The organism is Brevibacterium sp. R8603A2 (genome assembly GCF_023072605.1).
GTDB classification, from domain to species: domain Bacteria; phylum Actinomycetota; class Actinomycetes; order Actinomycetales; family Brevibacteriaceae; genus Brevibacterium; species Brevibacterium pityocampae.
Map to the genome: position 1 here is coordinate 1 of NZ_JALLGN010000010.1, position 21801 is coordinate 21801.

Annotated in this window: 22 protein-coding genes and 2 tRNA genes; 14 read left to right on the forward strand and 10 right to left on the reverse strand. The window is 70.6% G+C overall.

Annotated features, from left to right (window positions below):
- Positions 1–127: 127 nt before the first annotated feature.
- Entirely contained in the window at positions 128–616 is a 489-nt protein-coding gene (locus MTQ12_RS10730; RefSeq protein WP_247618614.1) for a DUF1275 family protein, read from the forward strand.
- A gap of 133 nt (positions 617–749) precedes the next feature.
- Here MTQ12_RS10730 and MTQ12_RS10735 read toward each other — a convergent pair whose 3' ends face one another.
- Together MTQ12_RS10735 and MTQ12_RS15240 are read right to left on the reverse strand one after the other, a co-directional pair.
- On the reverse strand, positions 750–1397 hold the full coding sequence (locus MTQ12_RS10735; RefSeq protein WP_247618615.1) for a response regulator transcription factor: 648 nt from the start codon (positions 1395–1397) through the stop codon (positions 750–752).
- A complete protein-coding gene (locus MTQ12_RS15240) occupies positions 1394–2509 on the reverse strand; it encodes a sensor histidine kinase (protein WP_247618616.1) in 1116 nt (371 codons plus the stop codon). Before MTQ12_RS15240 ends, MTQ12_RS10735 begins: the two co-directional genes overlap by 4 nt.
- Positions 2510–2815: 306 nt before the next feature.
- Between MTQ12_RS15240 and MTQ12_RS10745 the strand changes: the two genes are divergently transcribed.
- From MTQ12_RS10745 to MTQ12_RS10770, 6 genes are all read left to right on the forward strand, one after another.
- Positions 2816–3502: a hypothetical protein gene (locus MTQ12_RS10745; RefSeq protein WP_247618617.1), complete on the forward strand. Its 687-nt coding sequence runs from the start codon at positions 2816–2818 to the stop codon at positions 3500–3502.
- A gap of 149 nt (positions 3503–3651) precedes the next feature.
- On the forward strand, positions 3652–4776 hold the full coding sequence (locus tag MTQ12_RS10750) for an alcohol dehydrogenase catalytic domain-containing protein (RefSeq protein WP_247618618.1): 1125 nt from the start codon (positions 3652–3654) through the stop codon (positions 4774–4776).
- An 11-nt stretch (positions 4777–4787) separates the two neighbouring features.
- Positions 4788–5228: a pyrimidine dimer DNA glycosylase/endonuclease V gene (locus tag MTQ12_RS10755; RefSeq protein ID WP_247618619.1), complete on the forward strand. Its 441-nt coding sequence runs from the start codon at positions 4788–4790 to the stop codon at positions 5226–5228.
- Positions 5229–5253: 25 nt separating this feature from the next.
- Positions 5254–6288, forward strand: a complete 1035-nt coding sequence (locus MTQ12_RS10760; protein WP_247618620.1) for an aminotransferase class V-fold PLP-dependent enzyme — start codon at positions 5254–5256, stop codon at positions 6286–6288.
- A gap of 90 nt (positions 6289–6378) precedes the next feature.
- On the forward strand, positions 6379–6810 hold the full coding sequence (locus MTQ12_RS10765) for a hypothetical protein (protein WP_247618621.1): 432 nt from the start codon (positions 6379–6381) through the stop codon (positions 6808–6810).
- 23 nt (positions 6811–6833) lie between these two features.
- A complete protein-coding gene (locus tag MTQ12_RS10770) occupies positions 6834–7181 on the forward strand; it encodes a transcriptional regulator (RefSeq protein WP_247618622.1) in 348 nt (115 codons plus the stop codon).
- A gap of 75 nt (positions 7182–7256) precedes the next feature.
- Here the strand turns inward: MTQ12_RS10770 and MTQ12_RS10775 are convergent, their stop codons facing one another.
- Positions 7257–7742, reverse strand: coding sequence for a TetR family transcriptional regulator (locus tag MTQ12_RS10775; RefSeq protein WP_247618623.1), 486 nt, complete (start codon positions 7740–7742; stop codon positions 7257–7259).
- Between the two features lie 202 nt (positions 7743–7944).
- Between MTQ12_RS10775 and MTQ12_RS10780 the strand changes: the two genes are divergently transcribed.
- Positions 7945–8021, forward strand: a tRNA-Pro gene (locus MTQ12_RS10780).
- A 183-nt stretch (positions 8022–8204) separates the two neighbouring features.
- Here MTQ12_RS10780 and MTQ12_RS10785 read toward each other — a convergent pair.
- The 3 genes from MTQ12_RS10785 to MTQ12_RS10795 form a co-directional block, all read right to left on the reverse strand.
- Positions 8205–8597, reverse strand: coding sequence for an HIT family protein (locus tag MTQ12_RS10785; protein ID WP_247618624.1), 393 nt, complete (start codon positions 8595–8597; stop codon positions 8205–8207).
- A gap of 153 nt (positions 8598–8750) precedes the next feature.
- Positions 8751–9218 carry a redoxin domain-containing protein gene (locus tag MTQ12_RS10790; RefSeq protein WP_137319606.1) on the reverse strand — a complete coding sequence of 156 codons (468 nt, stop codon included), beginning with the start codon at positions 9216–9218 and terminating at the stop codon, positions 8751–8753.
- Between the two features lie 6 nt (positions 9219–9224).
- Complete coding sequence (locus MTQ12_RS10795; RefSeq protein WP_137319605.1) at positions 9225–9671, reverse strand: DUF3052 domain-containing protein; 447 nt, start codon at positions 9669–9671, stop codon at positions 9225–9227.
- Between the two features lie 339 nt (positions 9672–10010).
- Here MTQ12_RS10795 and aceE point away from each other — a divergent pair, with 339 nt between their 5' ends.
- From aceE to MTQ12_RS10825, 6 genes are all read left to right on the forward strand, one after another.
- Positions 10011–12770, forward strand: a complete 2760-nt coding sequence (gene aceE / locus MTQ12_RS10800; RefSeq protein ID WP_247618625.1) for a pyruvate dehydrogenase (acetyl-transferring), homodimeric type — start codon at positions 10011–10013, stop codon at positions 12768–12770.
- Between the two features lie 143 nt (positions 12771–12913).
- Entirely contained in the window at positions 12914–14146 is a 1233-nt protein-coding gene (locus tag MTQ12_RS10805; RefSeq protein WP_247618626.1) for a PucR family transcriptional regulator, read from the forward strand.
- 37 nt (positions 14147–14183) lie between these two features.
- Positions 14184–15104 carry an ACP S-malonyltransferase gene (locus MTQ12_RS10810; protein WP_247618704.1) on the forward strand — a complete coding sequence of 307 codons (921 nt, stop codon included), beginning with the start codon at positions 14184–14186 and terminating at the stop codon, positions 15102–15104.
- 17 nt (positions 15105–15121) lie between these two features.
- Positions 15122–16123, forward strand: a complete 1002-nt coding sequence (locus MTQ12_RS10815) for a beta-ketoacyl-ACP synthase III (protein ID WP_247618627.1) — start codon at positions 15122–15124, stop codon at positions 16121–16123.
- 160 nt (positions 16124–16283) lie between these two features.
- Positions 16284–16535 carry an acyl carrier protein gene (locus MTQ12_RS10820; protein WP_137319601.1) on the forward strand — a complete coding sequence of 84 codons (252 nt, stop codon included), beginning with the start codon at positions 16284–16286 and terminating at the stop codon, positions 16533–16535.
- Positions 16536–16616: 81 nt separating this feature from the next.
- On the forward strand, positions 16617–17858 hold the full coding sequence (locus MTQ12_RS10825; RefSeq protein ID WP_247618628.1) for a beta-ketoacyl-[acyl-carrier-protein] synthase family protein: 1242 nt from the start codon (positions 16617–16619) through the stop codon (positions 17856–17858).
- Between the two features lie 144 nt (positions 17859–18002).
- Here the strand turns inward: MTQ12_RS10825 and MTQ12_RS10830 are convergent, their stop codons facing one another.
- The 4 genes from MTQ12_RS10830 to rraA form a co-directional block, all read right to left on the reverse strand.
- Positions 18003–18494 carry a DUF3145 domain-containing protein gene (locus MTQ12_RS10830; RefSeq protein ID WP_101650457.1) on the reverse strand — a complete coding sequence of 164 codons (492 nt, stop codon included), beginning with the start codon at positions 18492–18494 and terminating at the stop codon, positions 18003–18005.
- A 130-nt stretch (positions 18495–18624) separates the two neighbouring features.
- On the reverse strand, positions 18625–21114 hold the full coding sequence (locus tag MTQ12_RS10835) for an AMP-binding protein (RefSeq protein ID WP_247618629.1): 2490 nt from the start codon (positions 21112–21114) through the stop codon (positions 18625–18627).
- A gap of 49 nt (positions 21115–21163) precedes the next feature.
- Positions 21164–21237 (reverse strand) — tRNA-Ile (locus MTQ12_RS10840).
- A gap of 94 nt (positions 21238–21331) precedes the next feature.
- On the reverse strand, positions 21332–21796 hold the full coding sequence (gene rraA / locus MTQ12_RS10845) for a ribonuclease E activity regulator RraA (protein ID WP_247618630.1): 465 nt from the start codon (positions 21794–21796) through the stop codon (positions 21332–21334).
- Positions 21797–21801: the final 5 nt, after the last annotated feature.

Sequence of the window (21801 nt, forward strand, 5' to 3'; positions counted from 1 at the left end):
TGCGTCGCCACACCAAACTCGACGCCGCCGACTGAACACCACCGCGGGCGGGATCGCCGCTACCCGGTCGTCCCGCCCGCGCTACCGGTTCGCCACACACACGCTACCGAAAGACGCTGCTAAACAGATGGCCCTGTTCCTCCTCGGTGTGATGATCGGCTCACTCGTCAGTCGACTCGCCCACCGCCACCTGCCGCCCACCCGACCGCGTGAGCTCGTCCTCCTCTTCGTCTGCCTCACGGCGATGATCGCCTCGGCCCTGGTCCTCGCCGGGCACGATCTGCCCGCGGTGCTCAGCCTGTCCTTCACCGTGGGCTCGATGAACAGCATCTTCGAACGCGACGGCGAGGTCGCGATCTCTCTGACCTACATGACAGGCACCCTGGTGAAGATGTCGCAGCGATTCGTCGGCGTCTTCTTCGGCGGTGCCCATTCCGCCTGGCTCGGGTACTTCCTTCTCTGGCTCTCGCTCGCCCTCGGAGCGGTGCTCGGAGGCCTGTGCTACCTGGCCCTCGGGATCCGCGCGGTCTGGGTCGTCACCGCGCTCGTCTTCCTCGGCACCGCGGCCGCGCTCGCCAACCGCGCGCGGCGGCGCAGGCGTGGACTCCCGGTGTAGCCCCGGCACGCTCCACAGTCGCCCGCGACTGGCGGCTCGAGCGGCCGCGCTATGTGGGTGCGGCCGTGACCTGGTCGGAGTGGATCGCCTTCCCGTGCGGCGGGACATCGGCGTCCCGCACTCACACCGCCGGTCACCCCGATCCGGGCAGCACGAGTCCGCTCTCGTAGGCCAGGACGGCGATCTGCACCCGGTCGCGCAGGCCGAGCTTGGCGAGCAGCCGCGAGTCGTAGGTCTTCACCGTCGCCTCGCTGAGGAAGAGGAGACCGGCGATCTCGGTGTTCGACCTCCCCGCCGCGATGAGCGTGAGCACCTCCGTCTCGCGGTCCGTCAACACGGGCAGCGCCACTGCCTGCGACGGCGGCGGTGCGAACTGTTCGAGCAGTCGCCGGGTGACCTGCGGGGCGAGCATCGACTCGCCGGTCGCGACGATCTCGACGGCCCGGACGAGGTCGGCCGGGCGCAGGTCCTTGAGCACGAAGCCGGACGCGCCGGCCCGCACCGCATCGTAGACGTACTCGTCGAGGTCGAAGGTGGTGAGCACGAGCACCCTGGTCGCGGGGAGCTGCGCCACGATCCGGCGGGTGGCCTCGATCCCGTCCAGGCGCGGCATCCGGATGTCCATGAGCACGACGTCCGGGGACAGAGCCCTCGCCCGCTCGATGGCCTCGACCCCATCGGCGGCCTCCCCGACGACGTCGAACCCCGACTTCTCGAGGATCAGCCGGAATCCCGCCCGGAGCAGCTCCTGGTCGTCGACGATGAGCACCGAGGTGGTCACGATCGCTCCACCGGCAGGACGGCCTCGACGAGGAAGCCGCGCGGATCCGCCGGGCCGGCGCGCAGGGATCCGCCGTAGAGCTCGACCCGTTCGCGCATCCCGATCAGGCCGTGGCCCGAACCGCTCGTCCCGGCCACGGAGGTCCCGTCATCGCGCACCCCCAGGTGCAGCCCGTCCTCCGCATGATCGACGGTCACCTCGACCGCCGCTGCACCCGTCGCGTGCCGCCGGACGTTGGTCAGCGCCTCCTGGACGATCCGATAGGCCGCGAGGTCGATCCCCGCCGGCAGGCACCTTGGAGTGCCGTGCACCGCGAGGGTGACCGGGAGCCCACTGTCGCGAGCGTCGTCGACGAGCTGCGTGACCGCGGCCAGTCCCGGCTGCGGCACGCGCAGGGCGGTCTCGTCCTGATCCCGGAGCATCGTGACGAACCGCCGCATCTCCGCCAGCGCCTCGGCCTCGGTGAGCCGGATCGTCTCGAGCGAACGACGCACCTCGTCCTCGTCGTCGCTGACGAGCTGGGCCGCTCCCGCCTGGACGACGATCACGCTCATCGCATGGGCCACCACGTCGTGCAGCTCACGCGCCATCCGGGTGCGCTCCCCGAGAATCGCCTGTGCGGTCCGGGCCGCGGCCTGAACCTGGGCGTCGATCGCCTGCTGCCGCGCCAGCGCGGCCTGGTTCGCCATCACCCGCTGCCAGGTTCCCAGGGCATAGGCGCCGAACAGTACGCTCCAGTGGAAGACGATCTCGTCAGGGACCTGCAGCTCCGGCACGAGCAGGTCGCCGACGAGCATGGTGCCGATGATCAGCGCCGCACCGAGGTAGGGCTCCCGGCCCTTCCCGTAGCGGGCCACGGCGAAGGTCGTCAGCACCATCGGGACGAACTGTCCGTAGAACAGCAGGTAGGTCACCGCCGCGATGTGCAGACCGCTGAACAGGACGAAGGCCACCCCGGCGGCGAGGAGCGGGCGGGTGCGGCGCACCACCATGACAGCCGCCACGATGACGACCTGCGCCGAGGACAGCCACAGATTTCCGTCCCCCTCGCGGGAGACGAACGGGACCCAGATCTCCAGCAGGCCGACCACGAGCACAGCGAGGGCGATCATGAGATCGACGATCCTGGACCGGTGCCGCTCCACATGTTCACGGTAGGCCGGTTGGGCACCCGAGGCGTCATCCCACGGATGACAATCTTCGGACCTTACAACAGTGGTGCTCACTGCTCCCCGGGCCCTCCCTGGTGGCGTTCCCGGCGCCGAGGCGGTCCGCGCGGATCTCGGTGCTGCACGGGCAGGCCGCCGCGGGAGTCAACCATGGGTGACATCGAGCAGCCTCAGGCTCATCCCGCGGAGGACACCGGGCACGACCCCGGGGTCGATGCCGGGCGCGCTCTGCGGTGGTGTGCTGGAGACATGAACAGAAAACTTCGACTTCTCGTCGCCATCAGCCTCGTCCTCTTCGCAACCATGTCGATCGTCTGGACACTGCTCCTCCCCCACAGCGCCGTCGACCCCCAGAACAGCCTGCTCGTGATCGCCGACGCCGGCGCCACCGCCCCGATCGCCGTCCTGACGCTCGCCCTCAGCCAGCTCGCCTTCATGATCGCCTTCGTCGGAGTCGCGGTCTGGCTCCATCCGGCCACCCCCAGGCTGACGTCGATCGGCGGCGCACTCGCCATCCTCGGCGGCTTCGGCCACACCGTGTTCTGCGGGGTCGAGATGGCTCGCCACGCGCTGGCCGCCGACCCCACCGCGAACCTCGCGGCCGCCGGCCGGCTCGAGTCCTACCTGCCGCTGATGCCGTTCATGATGGCCGGCCTGATCTGCACGGTGGTGGGCCTGGTGCTCCTCGGCATCGCCCACCTCCGCTCCGGCACCGCGCCGCGCTGGGCCGGTCCGGTGCTCATCGCGTTCGTCCTCGTCGAGTTCGTCGGCGGCAACTTCACCGAGTGGGCGATCTACCTCTCCGGCCTGCTCCTGCTCGGCGCCTGCACGGGTCTGGCTGCGAGCGTGCTCCACGGCGCGCACCCGCTCCCGAGGTGCGCGGACCGCACCCCGAGTGATGTCACCGTGGGGCGTGGGAGCCCTCAGCACACCTGATGAGGCGTCGCTCCCGCCGAGAGGATGGGACGGAGGGTGCATCCACCGGTCGGTGGGTTCCCCTGCCGCCGGCGCCTGGGAACCGGTAGCGTCGGATGCACGACGACGCATCCGCCCCCACCCGGCGGCGCACAGGAGAAGGAGCCAGGATGAAGATCACCGGAGCTGTCCTCGAGGAGATCGGGGCCCCGCGCCCGTACGCCGAGTCCGCACCGCTGCGGGTCCAGGAGCTCGAGCTCGACCCGCCCGGACCCGAGGAGGTGCGCATCCGGATCCGCGCGGCCGGCCTGTGCCACTCGGACCTGTCCGTGGTCGACGGCAACCGGGTCCGCCCCGTCCCCATGCTGCTCGGGCACGAGGCGTCCGGGATCGTCGAGGAGGTCGGGTCGGCCGTCACCGACCTCGCCCCCGGCCAGCAGGTCAGCACGGTGTTCCTGCCGCGCTGCGGGGAGTGCGCGAACTGCCGCACCGACGGCAAGCTCCCCTGCACCCCCGGCACCGCGGCGAACAACGCCGGACACCTCGTCGGCGACCACATCCGCCTCCACCGCGGCGACGAGGACGTCCTCCACCACCTCGGCGTGTCCGGCTTCGCCACCCATGCAGTCCTCCACCGCACCTCCGTGGTGCCCGTCGGCGACGATGTGCCCGCGGACATCGCGGCCGTGCTCGGCTGCGCCGTGCTCACCGGCGGCGGCGCTGTGATCAACGCCGGCGACCCGGCCGAGGGTGACGACGTCATCGTCGTCGGCCTCGGCGGGGTCGGGATGGCCGCGCTCATCACCGCCGTGTCCCTGGGCCGGGGGAAGGTCATCGGGGTCGATGCGAACCGCGACAAGCTCGACCGCGCCACCGAGCTCGGCGCGGACGCCGTCCACACACCCGAGGAGGCGGAGGACGCCGAAGTGCGCGCCCCGGTCGTTATCGAGGCCGCCGGCCACCCCCAGGCCTTCGAGACCGCCGTGCGGCTCACCGGGGTGGGCGGCACGACGGTCACGGTGGGCCTGCCCTCCCCCGATGCCCGGTCCTCGATCGCGCCGCTCACCCTCACCGCCGAAGCGCGCACGATCATCGGCTCCTATCTGGGCTCCGCGGTGCCGGCCCGGGACATCCCCGTCTACGAAGGGCTCTGGCGCGACGGGCGGCTCCCGGTGGGCGAGCTGATCTCCGGGCACATCGGGCTCGCCGACATCAACGCCGCCCTCGACACCCTCGCCGACGGACGGGCGGTCCGGCAGGTCATCCTGTTCGACGAGACCGCGCCCACCGGCTGAGCGCGGGTCCTGTGCGCATCTGGTCGCTCCACCCCTCCCACCTCGACCGGCAGGGGCTCATCGCCTGCTGGCGGGAGACGCTGCTCGCCCAGAAGGTGCTGCGCGGGCAGACCCGTGGGTACCGCAGCCACCCGCAGCTCGTGCGCTTCCGCGAGCTCGACGCGCCGGTCGCCGCGATCGGCGCCTACCTCTCCGGGCTCGCCGCCGAGGCGGATGCCCGCGGTTACACCTTCAACCGCGGCCTCATCGTCGACGACGCGTGGGACGGCACCATCGAGGTCGCCGAGGGGCAGATCGCGTTCGAGTGGGACCACCTGCTGGCCAAGCTCACCATCCGCAGCCCCGCGCACGCCGAGGCCTGCGCGGAGCGGGCGCGGGACGGTGACGTGCCAGCGCTCCACCCGCTCATGTTCGCGGTGCCCGGGCCGCGCGCGGAATGGGAGCGCGGCTGAGCCTCGGATGCTAGGGTCCAGTGGCATGCGTCACAGCTGGGGAGAGACCTTCGACATTCCGACCGGATACCTCAACACCGCGAGCATCGGCATTCCGCCGGGCCGCGTCGCGGAGGCGATGAGGACGGCACTCGAGCGCTGGGCGCAGGGACGCACGACGGTCGCAGAGTACGACCCTCCCGTCGCGGCCGCGCGCCAGGGGTACGCCGATCTCATCGGGGTGCCGGTGAGCAGCGTGACGATCGGCGGCAGCGCCTCGGCGCTCATCGGGCTCGTCGCCGCAGCGGTGCCGGACGGGGCCCGGGTGCTCGTCGCCGACGACGAGTTCACCAGCGTGACCTACCCGTTCGCCGTCCACCGCCCCCGAGGCGTCGTCGTGGACTCCCGACCGCTCGCCGAGCTGCCGGGGGCCGCCCCGGGCTACGACTGGGTGGCGGTGAGCGTGACCCAGTCCACGGACGGCGCAATGATCGACCTCGACGGCCTGCGGGAGGCGACGGAGCGCGCCGGCACCCGCGTGCTGCTCGACGTCACGCAGACGGCCGGGTGGATGCCCCTGCATCTCGACTGGGCGGATGCCGTGGTGTGCGCCGGCTACAAATGGCTGCTGAGCCCCCGCGGAGCCGCCTGGATGGCGCTCCGACCCGACACCGCGGCGGGCATCAGGCCGCTCGCGGCGAACTGGTACGCCGGCGCCGACCTCCAGGGCTCGATGTACGGCCTGACACCCGAACTCCACGCGGACGCCCGGCGCTTCGACGCCTCGCCGGCGTGGCTGAGCCACGTGAGTGCCGGGGTCGCGCTCCCCTGGCTCGCCTCCCTCGACCTCGAGGCCGTGCGCGCCCACGCGGTCGGCCTGGCGAACCGCCTGCGCGCGGGCCTCGGCCTGCCGCCGGGCGACTCGCCGATCCTCTCCCTCGACGGATTCGACGGAGCGAGCCGCACGCTGGACGAGGCAGGGGTGAGCCACGCGGTGCGCGGGGGCAGCATCCGGCTGTCCTGCCACCTGTACTCGACGGAGGAGGATGTCGCCGCCGCCATCGCGGTCCTCACGCCCTGAAAAGTAGTGGTATTTCCGCAACTACTTTCCATACTGGAAACTATTTGCTACGTTGGTTCCAACAGCACATCCACACCAGGAGGAACCGCCATGAACACCCAGCACACGAACATCTCCCCCGCCGAAGCAGCCGCACTCGTCGAACGCGCGGACGCCTCGACCCGCAGCGCCAAGCAGTCCGACGCCTGGCCGATCGTCGTCCTCGAGATGGTGCTCGGCGCCGTCCTCTCGCTCGCGCTCCTGGCCCAGGTCGTCGCAGGCACCACCACCGGCGGGACGCTCATGGTCGGCGCGGGGCTCGCCTGGCTCGTGCCCGCGTTCATCCTCTACTTCCGGTACGCCAAGGGCTGGCAGCGCGGCACGACCTTCCGGTTCGTCGGATTCGTCGTGTTCGCCACGCTGTGCCTGGTCCTCGGCGTCTCCACGGTCGGAGTGCTCGGATTCGGCTGGGTGCCGTTCGCGGCCGCGGCCGCGATCTGGGTCGCCACGCCGATCGCTGCCCTTCTCGAACTGCGCGACTGAGTCGCAGAACAGGAGACCGCGTCATGGACACGAAGAACTCGACGTCGGGGGCCGACATCGCCGGCACGCTCGACGCCCTCCACCCCGACCTCAACCATCCCACCCGCCTGGCCATGCTCGCCGGCCTGCAGAACCGGGAGCGCGCGGAGTTCAAGCTCATCCGCGAGACGCTCGGGGTCTCCGATTCGGTGCTCTCCCGGCAGATGACGACTCTCGAGAAGGCCGGGCTCCTCACGGTATCGAAGGGCTTCGTCGGCAAGCGTCCCCGGACCTGGTTGGCGATCACCGAGGACGGGCGCTCAGCCCTCACCCGGCACCTCGCCGCCCTCCGCGCCATCGCCGAGGCGCAGTTCGGTGAGCAGGAGGACTGAGCTCGACGACAACAGATCCGCTCCGCCTGCGGAGCACCGGTCGAACGAGGGCCGCCCCGACCGGGGCGGCCCTCGTCATGTGCCGAGGAGAGCGCGCAGGCCGTGGATGAAGATGTCCTCGGCGTCGGGGTCATCGACCCCGAGCATCGCGCGGTTCTGCTCGACGGCCACCTGGCCGAGCACGAACCCCATTGTCGCCGCGAGCCGGTGCCCGTCGAGGGCGGCGGCCAGCGCCTCGGGCACGGTGCGTTCGGCTTCGAGGGCGTAGGCGAGGAGATGGATCTCCGCGCCGTCGCGGTAGCTCAGGAGCACCTCGCGCAGGGCGAGGGCGACGACCACCGGTGCGGGCTTCGCTGCGGCCGGGCACCGGGTATCCACCTGCTCGGTGAATCGGCGGGCGACGAGGGCGAACAGCTCCTGCTTGTTCTTCACATGCCAGTACAGGGCGGAGGGCTGCACGTCGAGCTCCCGGGCGAGCCGGCGCATCGACAGGTCGCCCATGCCGAACCGGGAGAGCACCTCGAGCGCGGTGTCGGTGATCGACTCCGGGGTCAATGCCATACCTGCTCCTCCCTGCGCCTCGATTCCCTGCGTGCGGCCGTTCCATTCCTACCAGACATGCTCGAGCAGACCCGCTCGAGCCGGGCCGCCCGATGGCCCGGACACTACGACGAGTGACACCGATCACAGGCCACGCGAAGGGGACGGAGCCGAATTGGTCGAATCCCCCGGGTGTGGTTATAGTTGTTCTTGCTTCGCGCATCGGGATATGGCGCAGCTTGGTAGCGCGCCTCGTTCGGGACGAGGAGGTCGTGGGTTCGAATCCCGCTATCCCGACCATCCGGAAACCGGCTCTGATCAGCACAAACGCTGATCCGGGCCGGTTTTCTCATCCCCGTGAAACAGCAATTTTCGAAGGTTCCTGAGAGCGGTTCCACCAGATATTGCAGTCTCGGCGAGCGGCATCGAGATTGCGAAGAACGGCGTTCCAGCTCTCAGGAACCTTCTGAAATCGAGGTCTCGTCAGAGGGCGGCGGTGATGCGCTCGGCGTTGGCCTTGAGCACCTCGGGCTCGGCCATCGGGCCCTTGTTCGCGGGATCGAAGTCCTTGATCGCATTCGTCGGCCAGACGTGGATGTGGACGTGGGGCACCTCGTAGCCCTGGATCATCACACCGATCCGCTCGCAGCCGAACGCCGTCCTCTGCGCCACGCCGATCTTCTGCGCCACCCCGAACAGATGCGCGGCGAGGTCCTCGGGCAGGTCGATCCAGTGGTCGATCTCCTCGCGCGGGACCACGAGCACGTGTCCATCGGTCATCGGGGCGACGTCGAGGAACGCAGCACACTTCTCGTCCTCGTAGACGAAGGCGCCGGGGATCTCCCCTGCCATGATCTTCGTGAAGATGCTTGCCATGATCAGTCCTTCCGGTTGCGGATTGCGGTTCGTGGGCGGCGCAGCGTGGAGATCGACCGGGCTCAGTGCCGCAGACGGCGGCGACTGCTGCCGGCGATGCCGACTGCACCGGGTACGGGACCCGCGGCACGACGATCACCCCGGCAGGGGCGATCAGCTCGGTGGGGCCTGCCCGGCGGGCAGGAACACGGTGAAATCGCGCGCCTCGGCCACCGGGCCCGTGAGCACCTGCTCCACCGTGCCGTCCGTGCCGATGAGGAAGGTGCCGCGCGTCGCCATGCCGCGCTCCTCGTCGAACACGCCGTAGGCGCGGGCGACCTCACCGTGGGGCCAGAAGTCCGCCGCGAGGGAGAACGGGATGCCCATGTCCAGAGACCACGCCTGCAGGGCGTACTTCGAGTCGACGGACACGCCGATCACGGTGATGCCGGCGGCGGTGAAGTGTTCGTGGAGCTCCCGGAGCACATGCATCTCGCCCCCGCACACTGCGGAGAACGCGAAGGGGTAGAACACGAGGAGCACCGGCCCCTCGCGTCGCAGCGCGGCGAGCTCGAGCGGCTCGCCGTACTGCGATCGCAGCGCGAACTCCGGCGCGATCGATCCGACGGCGAGGGCGGGCACCGGCGCTCAGCTGTAATTCTTCTTGCCCACCAGCCGGAACCCGGACCAGTCCGGTCCGGCGCTGATGGTCTTCGTCAGGTGCATGCCCGCCGTCGGCGCCGCATGGGAGATGTCGGCCGGCGGGATGTGGCCGGGACGACCGGCCTTCGGGGTGAACAGCCACACGAAGCCGCCCTGGCCGAGCATGGTCTGCGCGTCGACGATCGCGTCGGTGAGGTCCGGGTCGTCCGAGCGCCACCACATCACGACGACATCGAACACGTCGTCGACATCGTCGTCGGCCATCTCCTCGCCGGTGATCGCCTCGATGACCTCGCGGAGGTCGAAGTCGACGTCGTCGTCGTACCCGAGCTCCTGGATGTACTGCCCGGCCTTGAGGCCCAGGCTGTCCTTGAGTTCCCCGAGGTCAGCCTCGGATGTGTGCAGTGTCCTTTCGGAAGGCGTAGTGCTCATGCGCACATTGTCCACGCCCGACTGCTGTGGGGGCAAATACATCGCTCGGACACCGGTCAGAATTCACACAATCGATACTCAGGGACGCCGCCCCGGCCCGCCGCTCGCCCGCCGCGCACCGTCCACACGCCCGGTGCGTGCCCCGCCGCGGGACAGAGAGGATGCTCCGCGGGAGGGAGACCGCCGCCACACGCGCACCCTTACGCACGGCGGCGAAACCGGACTAGGCTGGGAGGAGCCCCTGAGGCGGAGATGGCCGACGGCGCTCATCCAGCACCGGCGCCCACGTTCCCGCCCGTCCGCCGACGGCACCCCGTCGAACCGAGAGGACTCCACGAAGTGGTCAACAAGAGCAGCGGACCGATTCTCAACGGTCTCCCGAGCCACGTTCCCGATATCGACCCCGAAGAGACCCAGGAATGGCTCGAGTCCCTCGACTCCCTGGTCGATGACGGCGGCCGGACCCGGGCCCGCTACGTCATGCTCCGGCTGATCCAGCGCGCCCGCCAGAAGAGCCTCGGCGTGCCCAGCCTCACGGCGACCGACTACGTCAACACCATCGGGCCCGACGACGAGCCCTGGTTCCCCGGCGACGAGGACCTCGAGCGCCGCTTCCGCCGCTGGATCCGCTGGAACGCCGCTGTCATGGTCCACCGCGCCCAGCGACCCGGGATCGAGGTCGGCGGCCACATCTCGACCTACGCCTCCGCCGCCACCCTCTACGAGGTCGGCCTCAACCACTTCTTCCGCGGCAAGGACCACCCCGGCGGCGGCGACCACATCTTCTACCAGGGACACGCGTCCCCCGGCATGTACGCCCGCGCCTACCTCGAGGGCCGGCTGAGCGAGGACCAGCTCGACGGCTTCCGCCAGCAGGTCTCCCACCGCATCGGCGACAAGCCCGGCGGCATCCCGTCCTACCCGCACCCGCGGCACATGCCCGAGTTCTGGGAGCACCCCACAGTGTCGATGGGCCTGGGCCCGATGAACGCGATCGCGCAGGCGCAGTTCGACAAGTACCTCCACAACCGCGGCATCAAGGACACCTCCCAGCAGCACACCTGGGCATTCCTCGGCGACGGCGAGATGGACGAGCCGGAGAGCCGCGGCATGCTCCAGACCGCCGCCTACGAGGAGCTCGACAACCTCACCTTCGTCGTCAACTGCAACCTCCAGCGCCTCGATGGCCCGGTGCGCGGCAACGGCAAGATCATCCAGGAGCTCGAGGCGTTCTTCCGCGGTGCCGGCTGGAACGTCATCAAGGTGATCTGGGGTCGCGAATGGGACGCCCTGCTCGCCAAGGACCGCGACGGCGCGCTCGTCAACCTCATGAACGCCACCCCCGACGGCGACTACCAGACGTACAAGGGCGAGTCCGGCGGATTCGTGCGCGACAACTTCTTCGGCCGCGACCCGCGCACCAAGGCGATGGTCGAGGACTACTCCGACGAGCAGATCTGGCAGCTCAAGCGCGGCGGCCACGACTACCGCAAGGTGTTCGCCGCGTACCAGCAGGCGATGAACCACACCGGTCAGCCGACCGCGATCCTCGTCAAGACGGTCAAGGGCTATTCGCTCGGCCCGCACTTCGAGGCGCGCAACGCCACCCACCAGATGAAGAAGATGGCCCTCGAGGACCTCAAGATGGCCCGCGACCACTTCTCCATCCCGATCTCCGACAAGGACCTCGAGGAGAACCCGAAGCTCCCGCCGTACTACCACCCCGGTGAGGACGCACCGGAGATCAAGTACCTGCTCGATCGCCGTCACGAGCTCGGCGGGTTCACCCCCGAGCGCCGCTCGAAGTACGTCGACCTCGCGCTGCCCGGCGACAAGGAGTTCGCCGGCGCGAAGAAGGGCTCCGGCAAGCAGGAGATCGCCACCACCATGGCGTTCGTGCGGATCCTCAAGGACCTCATGCGCCACAAGGAGTGGGGCCCGCGGATCGTCCCGATCATCCCGGACGAGGCCCGCACCTTCGGCATGGACTCGTTCTTCCCGACGGCCAAGATCTACAACCCGCACGGGCAGAACTACGTCTCCGTCGACCGCGACCTGTTCCTCGCCTACAAGGAGGCGACCGACGGCCAGCTGCTCCACATGGGCATCAACGAGGCCGGCTCGACCGCCGCGCTCACCGCGGTGGGCACCTCGTACGCCACCCACGGCGAGCCGCTGATCCCGTTCTACATCTTCTACTCGATGTTCGGGTTCCAGCGCTCCGGCGACGCCTTCTGGGCGGCCTGCGACCAGATGGCCCGCGGGTTCATCCTCGGCGCGACCGCCGGACGCACCACCCTCGTGGCCGAGGGCCTGCAGCACGGTGACGGGCATTCCCACGTGCTGTCCTCGACGTACCCGTCGATCATCTCCTACGACCCGGCCTACGCCTACGAGATCGGCCACATCGTGCGTGACGGGATCGAGCGGATGTACGGGCCCGACGACTCCCGCGACCCGAACGTCATGTACTACATCACGATGTACAACGAGCCGATGGTGCAGCCGCCGGAGCCGGAGGACCTCGACGTCGAAGGTGTGCTCAAGGGCATCTACAAGCTCGCCGACGGTCCCGAGCTCGACGGCCCGAAGGTCCAGCTGCTCGCCTCCGGCGTCGCGGTGCCGTGGATCGTCGAGGCCCAGCGCCTCCTCGCCGAGGACTGGGGCGTGAGCGCCGACGTGTGGTCGGTGACCTCGTGGCAGGAGCTGCGCCGCGACGGCCTCGCCTGCGACGACGAGCGCCTGCTCGATCCGGCCGCGGAGAAGCGGATCCCGTTCGTCACCGCGAAGCTCGCCGAGGCGCGCGGTCCGATCATCGCGACGAGCGACTACACCCGCACCGTGCCGGACATGATCCGCCAGTACGTGCCGGGGCACTTCACCTCGCTCGGCGCGGACGGCTACGCGATCTCCGACACCCGCCCGGCGGCCCGCCGCCACTTCCTCATCGACGCCCCCTCCGTGGTCGTGCAGGCGCTCATCAGCCTCGCCGACACCGGGGAGATCGACCCGTCGACCGCGGCCGAGGCGGCGAAGAAGTACCAGCTCGACGATCCGCGGGCCGGCGCCACCGGCTCGACGGAGGGCGCCAGCGCCTGACCGCACCGACCGGCACGAGCGACCGGCACCGCTGCTCGCTGCGACCGGCGGCATCACAGGACGGGCCGCGGAGGGAGACCTCCGCGGCCCGTCTTGTGGTCCGGGCACAAGAAAGTTGTCGGTCTGCGGTTACAGTGGGGATCATGCCGACAGCCGCCGATGCCCAGTCCGCTGCGATCCGCGGACGCGCCGAGACCAGCCGCAGGCTCAAGGCCGGACAGGCCGTGCTCTCCAAGCTCACCCTCCAGCGCATCGAGGCGCAGCTCCCCTGGTACCGGGCGATGAGCTCGGCCGACCGCGGCTGGGTGGTCGTTCTCGCCAACTCCGGCATCTCCTCCTTCATCGACTGGTACCGCAAACCCCAGACGCCGCTGCGCGTGGTCGGCGACATCTTCAAGTCCGCCCCGCGCGAGCTCGTGCGCTCGGTGTCGCTCCAGCAGACCCTGCAGCTCCTCCGGGTCGTCGTGCAGGTCGTCGAGGAGCGGGTGACCGAGCTTGCCCGCCCCTCCGAGCAGTCCGGCCTCAAGGAGGCCGTGCTCATCTACTCCCGCGAGATCGCCTTCGCCGCCGCGGACGTCTACGCCCGGGCCGCCGAGGCGCGCGGCAGCTGGGACGCCCGGCTCGAGGCGATGGTCATCGACGCGCTCGTGCGCGGGGACTCCGTCGACGAGCTCGCCAGCCGCACCGCGGCGTTCGGCTGGCGCTCCGACGGCGCCGTCCACGTGCTCGTCGGCCGCGCGCCCAAGCGCAGCGCCCACCGGAGCATCGACGAGATCCGACGGGCCGCCCAGAAGTGGGCGGAGGACGCGCTCCTCGGCGTCCACGACGACCGGCTCCTCATCGTGCTCGGCGGGGTCGAAGACATCGACCGCACCGTGACCTCGCTCGCCCACTACTTCGGCCCCTCGGAGGTCATCATCGGACCCCGGGTCGACTCGCTGGCCGAGGCGGGCACCTCGGCCTCGGCCGCCGTCTGGGCGCTCCGGACGGCCGCGGCCCGGCCGGCCACCCCGCGCCCGGTCCACGCCGCCGATCTCCTGCCGGAGCGGGCGATCGCCGGGGACCGCAGCGCCGTCGCCGAACTCATCTCACGGTTCTACGAGCCGCTCGGTGCGGGCTCCGGGCAGCTCCATGACACGGTCGCGGCCTACCTCGAGTTCGGCGGTTCCCTGGAGACCACCGCGAAGGCCCTCCACGTCCACCCCAACACCGTGCGCTACCGGCTGCGGAAGATCACCGGTCTCATCGGCATCGACCCGACCGAGGCGCGCGCCGGTTTCGTCGTGCGGATCGCCTTGGTGTACGGACGACTGTCCGAGGCCGGGCAATTGTCGAACGGACACAAATCCACTGTGCCCGGCAGTCCCCTGACCTAAGTTGGACCAGAACGTCGACCGAGAGGACCCCTCACCAGTGCTCGTCATCGCCTGCCCGGGACAGGGCGCCCAGAAATCCGGATTCCTCAGCTCCTGGCTCGAGCTCCCCGGCTTCGCCGAATCCATCGACGCGCTGTCCGCGGCCTCCGGGATCGACCTCAGGCTCCACGGCACCGAATCCGACGACGCGACACTCAAGGACACCGCGCTCGCGCAGCCGTTGCTCGTCGCCTCCGCGATCGCCGCCTCCCGCGAGCTCCTGCGCGACCTGCCCGCCCCGCAGGCGGTTGCCGGCCACTCCGTCGGGGAGATCGCCGCCGCGCAGATCGCCGGGATCCTCGACGCCGAGTCCGCGATGGAGTTCGTGCGCGTGCGCGCCACCGGCATGGCCGAGGCCTCCGCGGCCGCCCCGACCGGGATGGCCGCCGTGGTCGGCGGCGACCCGGATCAGGTGCTCGCCGCGATCGAGGCCGCCGGTCTCGCACCGGCGAACATCAACGGCGGCGGGCAGACCGTGGCCGCCGGTGCACTGGAGAACATCGACGCGCTGGTGGAGAACGCCCCCGAGCGCGCCCGCGTCATCCCGCTGCCGGTGGCCGGCGCCTTCCACACCGCGTACATGGCCCCCGCGCAGGAGCCGCTGCGGGATCTCGCCGGCACCCTGACGGTGCACGACCCGCAGCTCACCGTCCTCACCAATGCCGACGGCCGCAGCGTCGCTTCCGGCACGGAATACCTGGAGCTGCTCGTCGACCAGGTGACGAGCCCCGTGCGCTGGGACCTGTGCCAGCAGCAGCTCCTCGACATGGGCGTCACCGGGCTCATCGAGCTCGTCCCCGGCGGCACCCTCACCGGGCTCGCCCGTCGGGCGATGAAGGGCGTCGAGACGCTCGCGCTCAAGTCCGCGGACGACCTCGAGGCCGCCCGCGCATTCGCGCAGACCCACGCCCAGGCGTGAACGAAGGAGGAAGAGCCATGCCCACCCTGCAGACCCCGGCACCCAATCAGTTCTCGCGGATCGCCGGCATCGGCGGCTACCGCGCCGAGCACGCGGTGCCCAACGCCGACCTCGTCGGTCCGATCGATTCCTCGGACGAGTGGATCCGGCAGCGCACCGGGATCGTCACCCGCCACCGCGCCGGCGAGGACGTCGCCGTCCTCGACATGTGCGAGGAGGCCGCGGTCGAGGCGATCGCCAACGCCGGGCTCAAGCCCGAGGACATCGGCGCGGTGCTCATCGCCACGGTGACCTTCGGCACGCCCACCCCCTCGGCGGCGTCCGCGCTCACGACCCGGCTCGGCACCGGCCCGGTCCCGGCCTGGGACATCTCCGCGGCCTGCGCCGGCTACTGCTACGCGATCGCCCAGGCCGACGGCCTCGTGCGCTCCGGCACGCTCGACAACATCCTCGTCATCGGCGTGGAGAAGCTCTCCGACTTCATCGATCCCACGGATCGCACGATCTCCTTCCTGCTCGGCGACGGCGCCGGCGCAGTGGTCGTCACCTCCTCCGACACCCCGGGCATCGCGCGCAGCGTGTGGGGTTCGAAGGGCGAGAACTGGGAGACGATCCGGATGACGAACTCCTTCCTCGACCTGCGCGACGACCGTGAGACCCCGTTCCCCACCCTGCGGCAGGACGGACCGAGCGTGTTCCGCTGGGCCGTGTGGGACATGGCCGAGGTCGCCAAGGAGGCCCTCGAGGCCGCCGGCATCGAGTCGAAGGACCTCGCGGCGTTCGTGCCCCACCAGGCGAACATGCGGATCATCGACGAGCTCGCCAAGCAGCTCAAGCTCCCCGACTCCGTCGTCGTCGCCCGCGACATCGCGGACAACGGCAACACCTCCGCGGCCTCGATCCCGCTCGCCACCGAGCGACTCCTGCGCGAGAACCCGGAGCTCCACGGCGGGCTCGCCCTGCAGATCGGCTTCGGCGCCGGCCTCGTCTACGCGGCGCAGGTCATCGTCCTCCCCTGAACCGGAACACCGTCCGCCCACCGGCGAGGCGGCGACGCACCTCGGCCCGGCAGGGTCGATGTCGTAGGATTCTGACGGGACACTCGTCGAATCACGTTCCACGCGAAATCCGCCCGGTCCTCTCGGATCGGCGGACCACATGAGAAAGAAGGATAGGAAAATGGCACACACCGAAGCCGAAGTCCTCTCGGGACTCGCCGAGATCGTCAACGAGGAGACCGGACTGGCTCCTGAGGCCGTCGAGCCGAGCAAGTCCTTCACCGACGACCTCGACATCGACTCGATCTCGATGATGACCATCGTCGTCAACGCCGAGAAGAAGTTCAGCGTGAAGATCCCGGACGACGACGTCAAGGACCTCGTCACCGTCCAGGACGCCGTGGACTACATCGTCAAGGCCCAGCAGGCCTGACGGTCCCCTGCCGCGGGGCGGCCCCCGTCCCATCGGGCCGCCCCGCGGCACCGCACTACTGATTCGACGAGGTTTCACACCATGACTTCCACTGTTGTCGTCACCGGACTCGGTGCCGTCACCCCCCTCGGCACCGGAGCGGACGCCACCTGGCGCGCCGCCCTGGCCGGAACGTCGGGTGCGCGCACCCTCACCAACGACTGGTCGGAGGAGTACGGCATCCCCGTCGACTTCGCCGCGCCCATCGACGCCTCGGTCGTCGAGGAGAACCTCACACGCGTCGAGGCCAAGCGCCTCGACCCCAACAGCCGCTTCGCCCTGATCTCCGCCCGGGAGGCGTGGCAGGACGCCGGTGCCCCCGAGGTCGAGCCCGAGCGGCTCGCCGTGTCCTGGGGCACCGGGATCGGCGGCGCCTGGACCCTGCTCAACGCCTGGGACACGCTGCGCGAGGAGGGCTCGCGCCGCGTCATGCCGCTCACCGTGCCCATGCTCATGCCCAACGGTCCCGCCGCCGCGGTCGGGATGGAGTTCTCCGCCCGCGCCGCCGTGCAGACGATCGTGTCCGCCTGCGCATCGTCCACGGAGAGCATCGGACACGCCTTCGACCAGCTGCGCTCCGGCAAGGCCGACGTCGTCATCGCCGGCGGCTCCGAGGCCGCGATCCTGCCCGTCACGCTGTCCGCCTTCTCCTCGATGCGCGCCCTGTCGCGCCGCACCGACTCGCCGGAGACCGCTTCGCGCCCCTACGACATCGACCGCGACGGCTTCGTCATGGGCGAGGGCGCCGGAACGCTCGTGCTCGAGCTCGAAGAGCACGCGAAGGCCCGCGGCGCGAAGATCTACGCGGAGATCGGCGGCTGGGGCATCTCCAATGACTCGTACCACATCACCGCCGGCGAGCCCGAGGGCAGGGGCTCGATCCTCGCCATGCGCCAGGCCCTCGAGACCGCAGGCCTGCAGCCGGCCGACATCCGCCACATCAATGCGCACGCCACGTCCACCCCGGTGGGCGACGTTCCCGAATCGGTGGCGATCAACGCCCTGCTCGGCTCGCACGCCTCCGACGCCATGGTGTCGGCGACGAAGTCGATGATGGGCCACCTGCTCGGCGGCGCCGGCGCAGTCGAGGCCGTGCTCACCGTGCTCGCCGTGCAGAACCGCACCGCTCCCCCGACGATCAATATCGAGCAGGTCGATCCGCAGATCGAGCTGACGATCGCGCGCGACACCCCGGAGGAGCTCCCGGCCGGCGAGATCGCCGCGCTGACGAACTCGTTCGGCTTCGGCGGCCACAACGCCGTCGTCGCCGTCAAGAGCGTCTGACCGCCCCGGGCGCGCCGAACGGCCGCCTGTCCGCAGCAGGTCTGCGGGCAGGCGGCCGTTCGCATGGAGGGAGGCAGGGGCACCGGTGAAAGACAGCGGGGTGCCGGGGCGCGCCGCACGCAGGGCGGCGCAGGTGGAGCGGGTTCAGCCGACCTTGGTGAGCCAGCGCACCGGGGCGCCCTCACCGGCGTGGCGGAAGGGTTCGAGCTCGTCGTCCCACGCCTGGCCGAGCGCCTTCTCCATCGCACCGGCGATGTCCTCGCCGTGCTCGGCCGCACGGACGAGCACCGAGCGGATGATGTCCTCGGGCACGACGATGTTGCCGAACGCGTCGGTGGTGGCGTGGTAGATGCCGAGCGAGGGGGTGTGGCTCCAGCGGCCGCCGTCGATCCCGGCCGAGGGCTCCTCGGTGACCTCGTAGCGCACGCCGTCCCAGCCGCGCAGGGCCGAGGCGATGCGCGCGCCGGAGCCGCCGGGCGCCTTCCAGCAGATCTCCGCCCGGAACATGCCCGGTGCGGCCGGCTGCGGCGACCAGTCGAACTTCGCCTGCGCGCCGATGGCCCCGCCCGCTGCCCACTCGATGTGAGGGCACAGCGCACGAGGTGCTGAGTGGACGAAGAGCACGCCCTGCGTCATATCCATATCTGCCTCCTGCGGTTCGGATACGTCTTCCCCTACGATCCGAATATGCGGAGGTCTGCGGTCATTGTATGGCATGGTCAGGGCCGGTGCCAGCACCCGCGCCGGGCGGGTGCGCCCGCGGTGCTCAGGCGGATGCCGGTCGACGGCCGAGGCGCGGGGCCCCGCCGCGCAGCCGGCCGGTGGCCCAGACGAGGACGATGGTGACCTGCACGAGGCCGGCGACGATCGCACCGACGGCCGCCCACGGCGGGCCCGCGAGGATCCCGGCGAGCACCCCGAGCACCCCGATCGAGCCCACGCACACCCCGAGCCACAGGATCATGCGGGTGACGAACGCCCAGGCGTAGGGGATGAAGTGGAAGCCGACGAAGGTCGCGTTGATCGCTGGCTGCAGGTGCACCATCCCGGCGTCGCGGGCCGCTCCCCCGGCGAGGTTGACGCCGACGGCCATGAGCACGATGCCGCCGATCCAGATCGGCAGCGCCGACCAGTGCATGCGCTCGACGGGTCCGAGCGCCGCCGGGCGGACGAACAGCGCGAGCACGCAGGCGGCGATGAGGGCGAGGACGAGGGCCTGCACACCGATCCCCCACCCCGGACGGCCCAGTGCGTCGAGTCCGGCGGCGACGAACACCCAGCTGCCGATCACCGGAGCCAGCACCCCGAAGCGGCGGATGTCGGTGCGCATCCGCCCCGCGCGCATCCGGGAGCGCTGCGGTTCGGGCATCCTGGTGACCCAGCGGGGCTCGTTCGGATGCGCCTCGGCGTGTGCGGTGTCCGTCATCGGGACCACGTCCTCTCCCTGCCGTCCGGTGCCGCCGCCGTGGGGATGTGAGCAGCAGCGGTCTGCACGCAGCACCCGACGCCGTGCCGGTTCGGAGTGCTGTGCTCGGCGTGATTCCGCGCCGGCCCGGTCGCCGGCGGCGGACGGCACGAATCCGGCCTTGATCTCGCGCTTGAGGAGCTTGCCGGCGGCATTGCGGGGCAGGTCCAGGTCCTGCACGACGATGTGGGAGGGGATCTTGAACCGGGCGATCCGCTCGCCGAGGAAGGCGCGCAGATCCTCGGCGGTGAGCGCCGTTCCCGGACCGGGCTGCACGACCGCGGCGACCTCCTCACCGAGCTCCTCGTGCGGGATGCCGATAACCGCGCAGTCGGCGACGTCGGGGTGCTGGTGGATCGCGGCCTCGACCTCGGCGGAGTAGACGTTCTCCCCGCCGCGGATGATCATGTCCTTGGCGCGGTCGACGATGTAGACGAAGCCCTCCTCGTCGATCCGGGCGAGATCGCCGGTGTGGAGCCAGCCGTCGACGATCGCCTGGGCGGTGGCCTCCGGCCGGTTCCAGTATCCGGTGACGACATTGGCTCCCCTGATCCGCAGCTCCCCGAGCTCGCCGGGAGGCAGCGGCTCCCAGGTCGCGGGGTCGATGACGTCGACATCGCAGATCGGCACCGGTCGGCCGACGCTGTCGGGCTTCTCGATGTAGTCCTGCCCGCGGTTCGCGGTGGTGAGCGAGGAGGTCTCGGTGAGGCCGTACCCGTTGCCCGGAGCCGCCTGCGGGAGGAGCTCGGTGGTCCGGCGGACGAGCGCGGGAGCGGCCGAGGCTCCCCCGGAGCCGATCCCGGTCAGGCTGCTGAGGTCGCGGTCGGCGAAGTCCGGGTGCTGGTAGAGCTGGGTGAGCATCGCCGGCACGCCGGTGAAGCTCGTCACCCGTTCGCGCTCCATGAGCTCGAGAGCGACCCCGGCGTCCCACTTGTGCATGAGCACGAGGGTGGCTCCCTGGCTCACCGCGCCGAGCAGCACCGCATGGCAGCCGGTGGCATGGAAGAACGGCACCGCGACGAGGATCGCCCCCGGGGGCGCCGGGTTCGCCAGGAGCTCGCGCAGACTGCTCCCCTGCCGCAGCTGCTCCCGGGCCGCGGAGTACCGCACGCTCATGACGTTGCCGCAGATGTTGCGGTGCGTGCCGAAGGCCCCCTTGGGGGTGCCGGTGGTGCCGGAGGTGTAGAAGATCGTCGCGCCGTCGTCCGGACCGATCTTGCAGTCCGGCAGCTCCGCGGCGCCGGGGACCTCGGCCATGTCCCGCGCGCCGGCGGGCAGCTCTCCGGCGGGACGGGCCACGAGCACGGGGAGGTCGAGGGCGGGCAGCACATCGGAGAGGCGCTCGAGGCGCTCGTCGTCCGCGAGCAGCACGCGCGCTCCGGAATCGCGCAGCCCGAACTCGAGCTCACCGGCGGCCCACCAGGCGTTGAGCGGTACGACGACGGCGCCTGCGCAGGCTGCGGCGAAGAAGGCGATCGACCATTCCGGGTAGTTGCGCATCGCGATGGCGACCCGGTCCCCCGGGCGGATCCCGTACTCCTCGACGAGCGCGTGCGCGAGCCCGGCCACACGGCGGAAGTGCTCGGCGTAGCTCAGGCGGTCGGTGCCGAGCACGAGCATGTCCCGGTCCCCGTGCTCGCGTGAGGCCTCGATCATCGCGCGCAGGCTCGGCGGGGCGTGGCGCCAGGCGCGCACGGTGACTCCGGAGCGATCGATCTCGATGGTCTCGAACGGCGCGCCGGGAGCGGTGAGCTCCGCGTCGACCTCGGCATGCGACCTCAGTGCTGTCATGTCGTCGGCTCTCCTCGATCTCTCCCGGCACCTCGGTGTGCCGTACCGGTGCCCCCGGCGGGGCTTGAACCCGCGACCAAAGGATTATGAGTCCTCTGCTCTGACCAGCTGAGCTACAGGGGCGTGCAGCCTGCGCGCGGAGCGACGCACAGGTCACCGATGGTGTCCTGCGCCACGGCGGGCGTGCCGTCGCCAGGCTAGCAGATGGGCGCCACGCTCAGCGTTCGACGAGGATGCCGTCGGGGTCGGCCCACAGCATGCGTCCCGGGACCAGCCGCACCTCACCGATCGTCACCGGGACGTCGACCTCACCGACCCCGTCCTTCGACGACTTGCGCGGGTTCGAGCCGAGCGCTTTGACCCCGAGGTCGAGCGCAGCCAGCGCGGTGCGGTCGCGGACCGCGCCGAGGATGACGACGCCGGCCCAGCCGTTCTCCACCGCGGCCGCGGCGATGAGGTCGCCCATGAGCGCCGATTCGAGCGAGCCTCCCCCGTCGACCACGAGCACTGCGCCGTCCCCGGGCGAGTTGAGAGTCTGCTTGACGAGCCCGTTGTCGCGGTGGCACACGATCGTGCGGATCGGGCCGGAGAAGGACTCCCGCCCGCCGAGGTCGAGGAACTGGAGCGCGACGGAGTCGAGCTCCTCGCCGCGCTCGTCGTAGAGGTCTGCTGTGGAGATCATGGGGC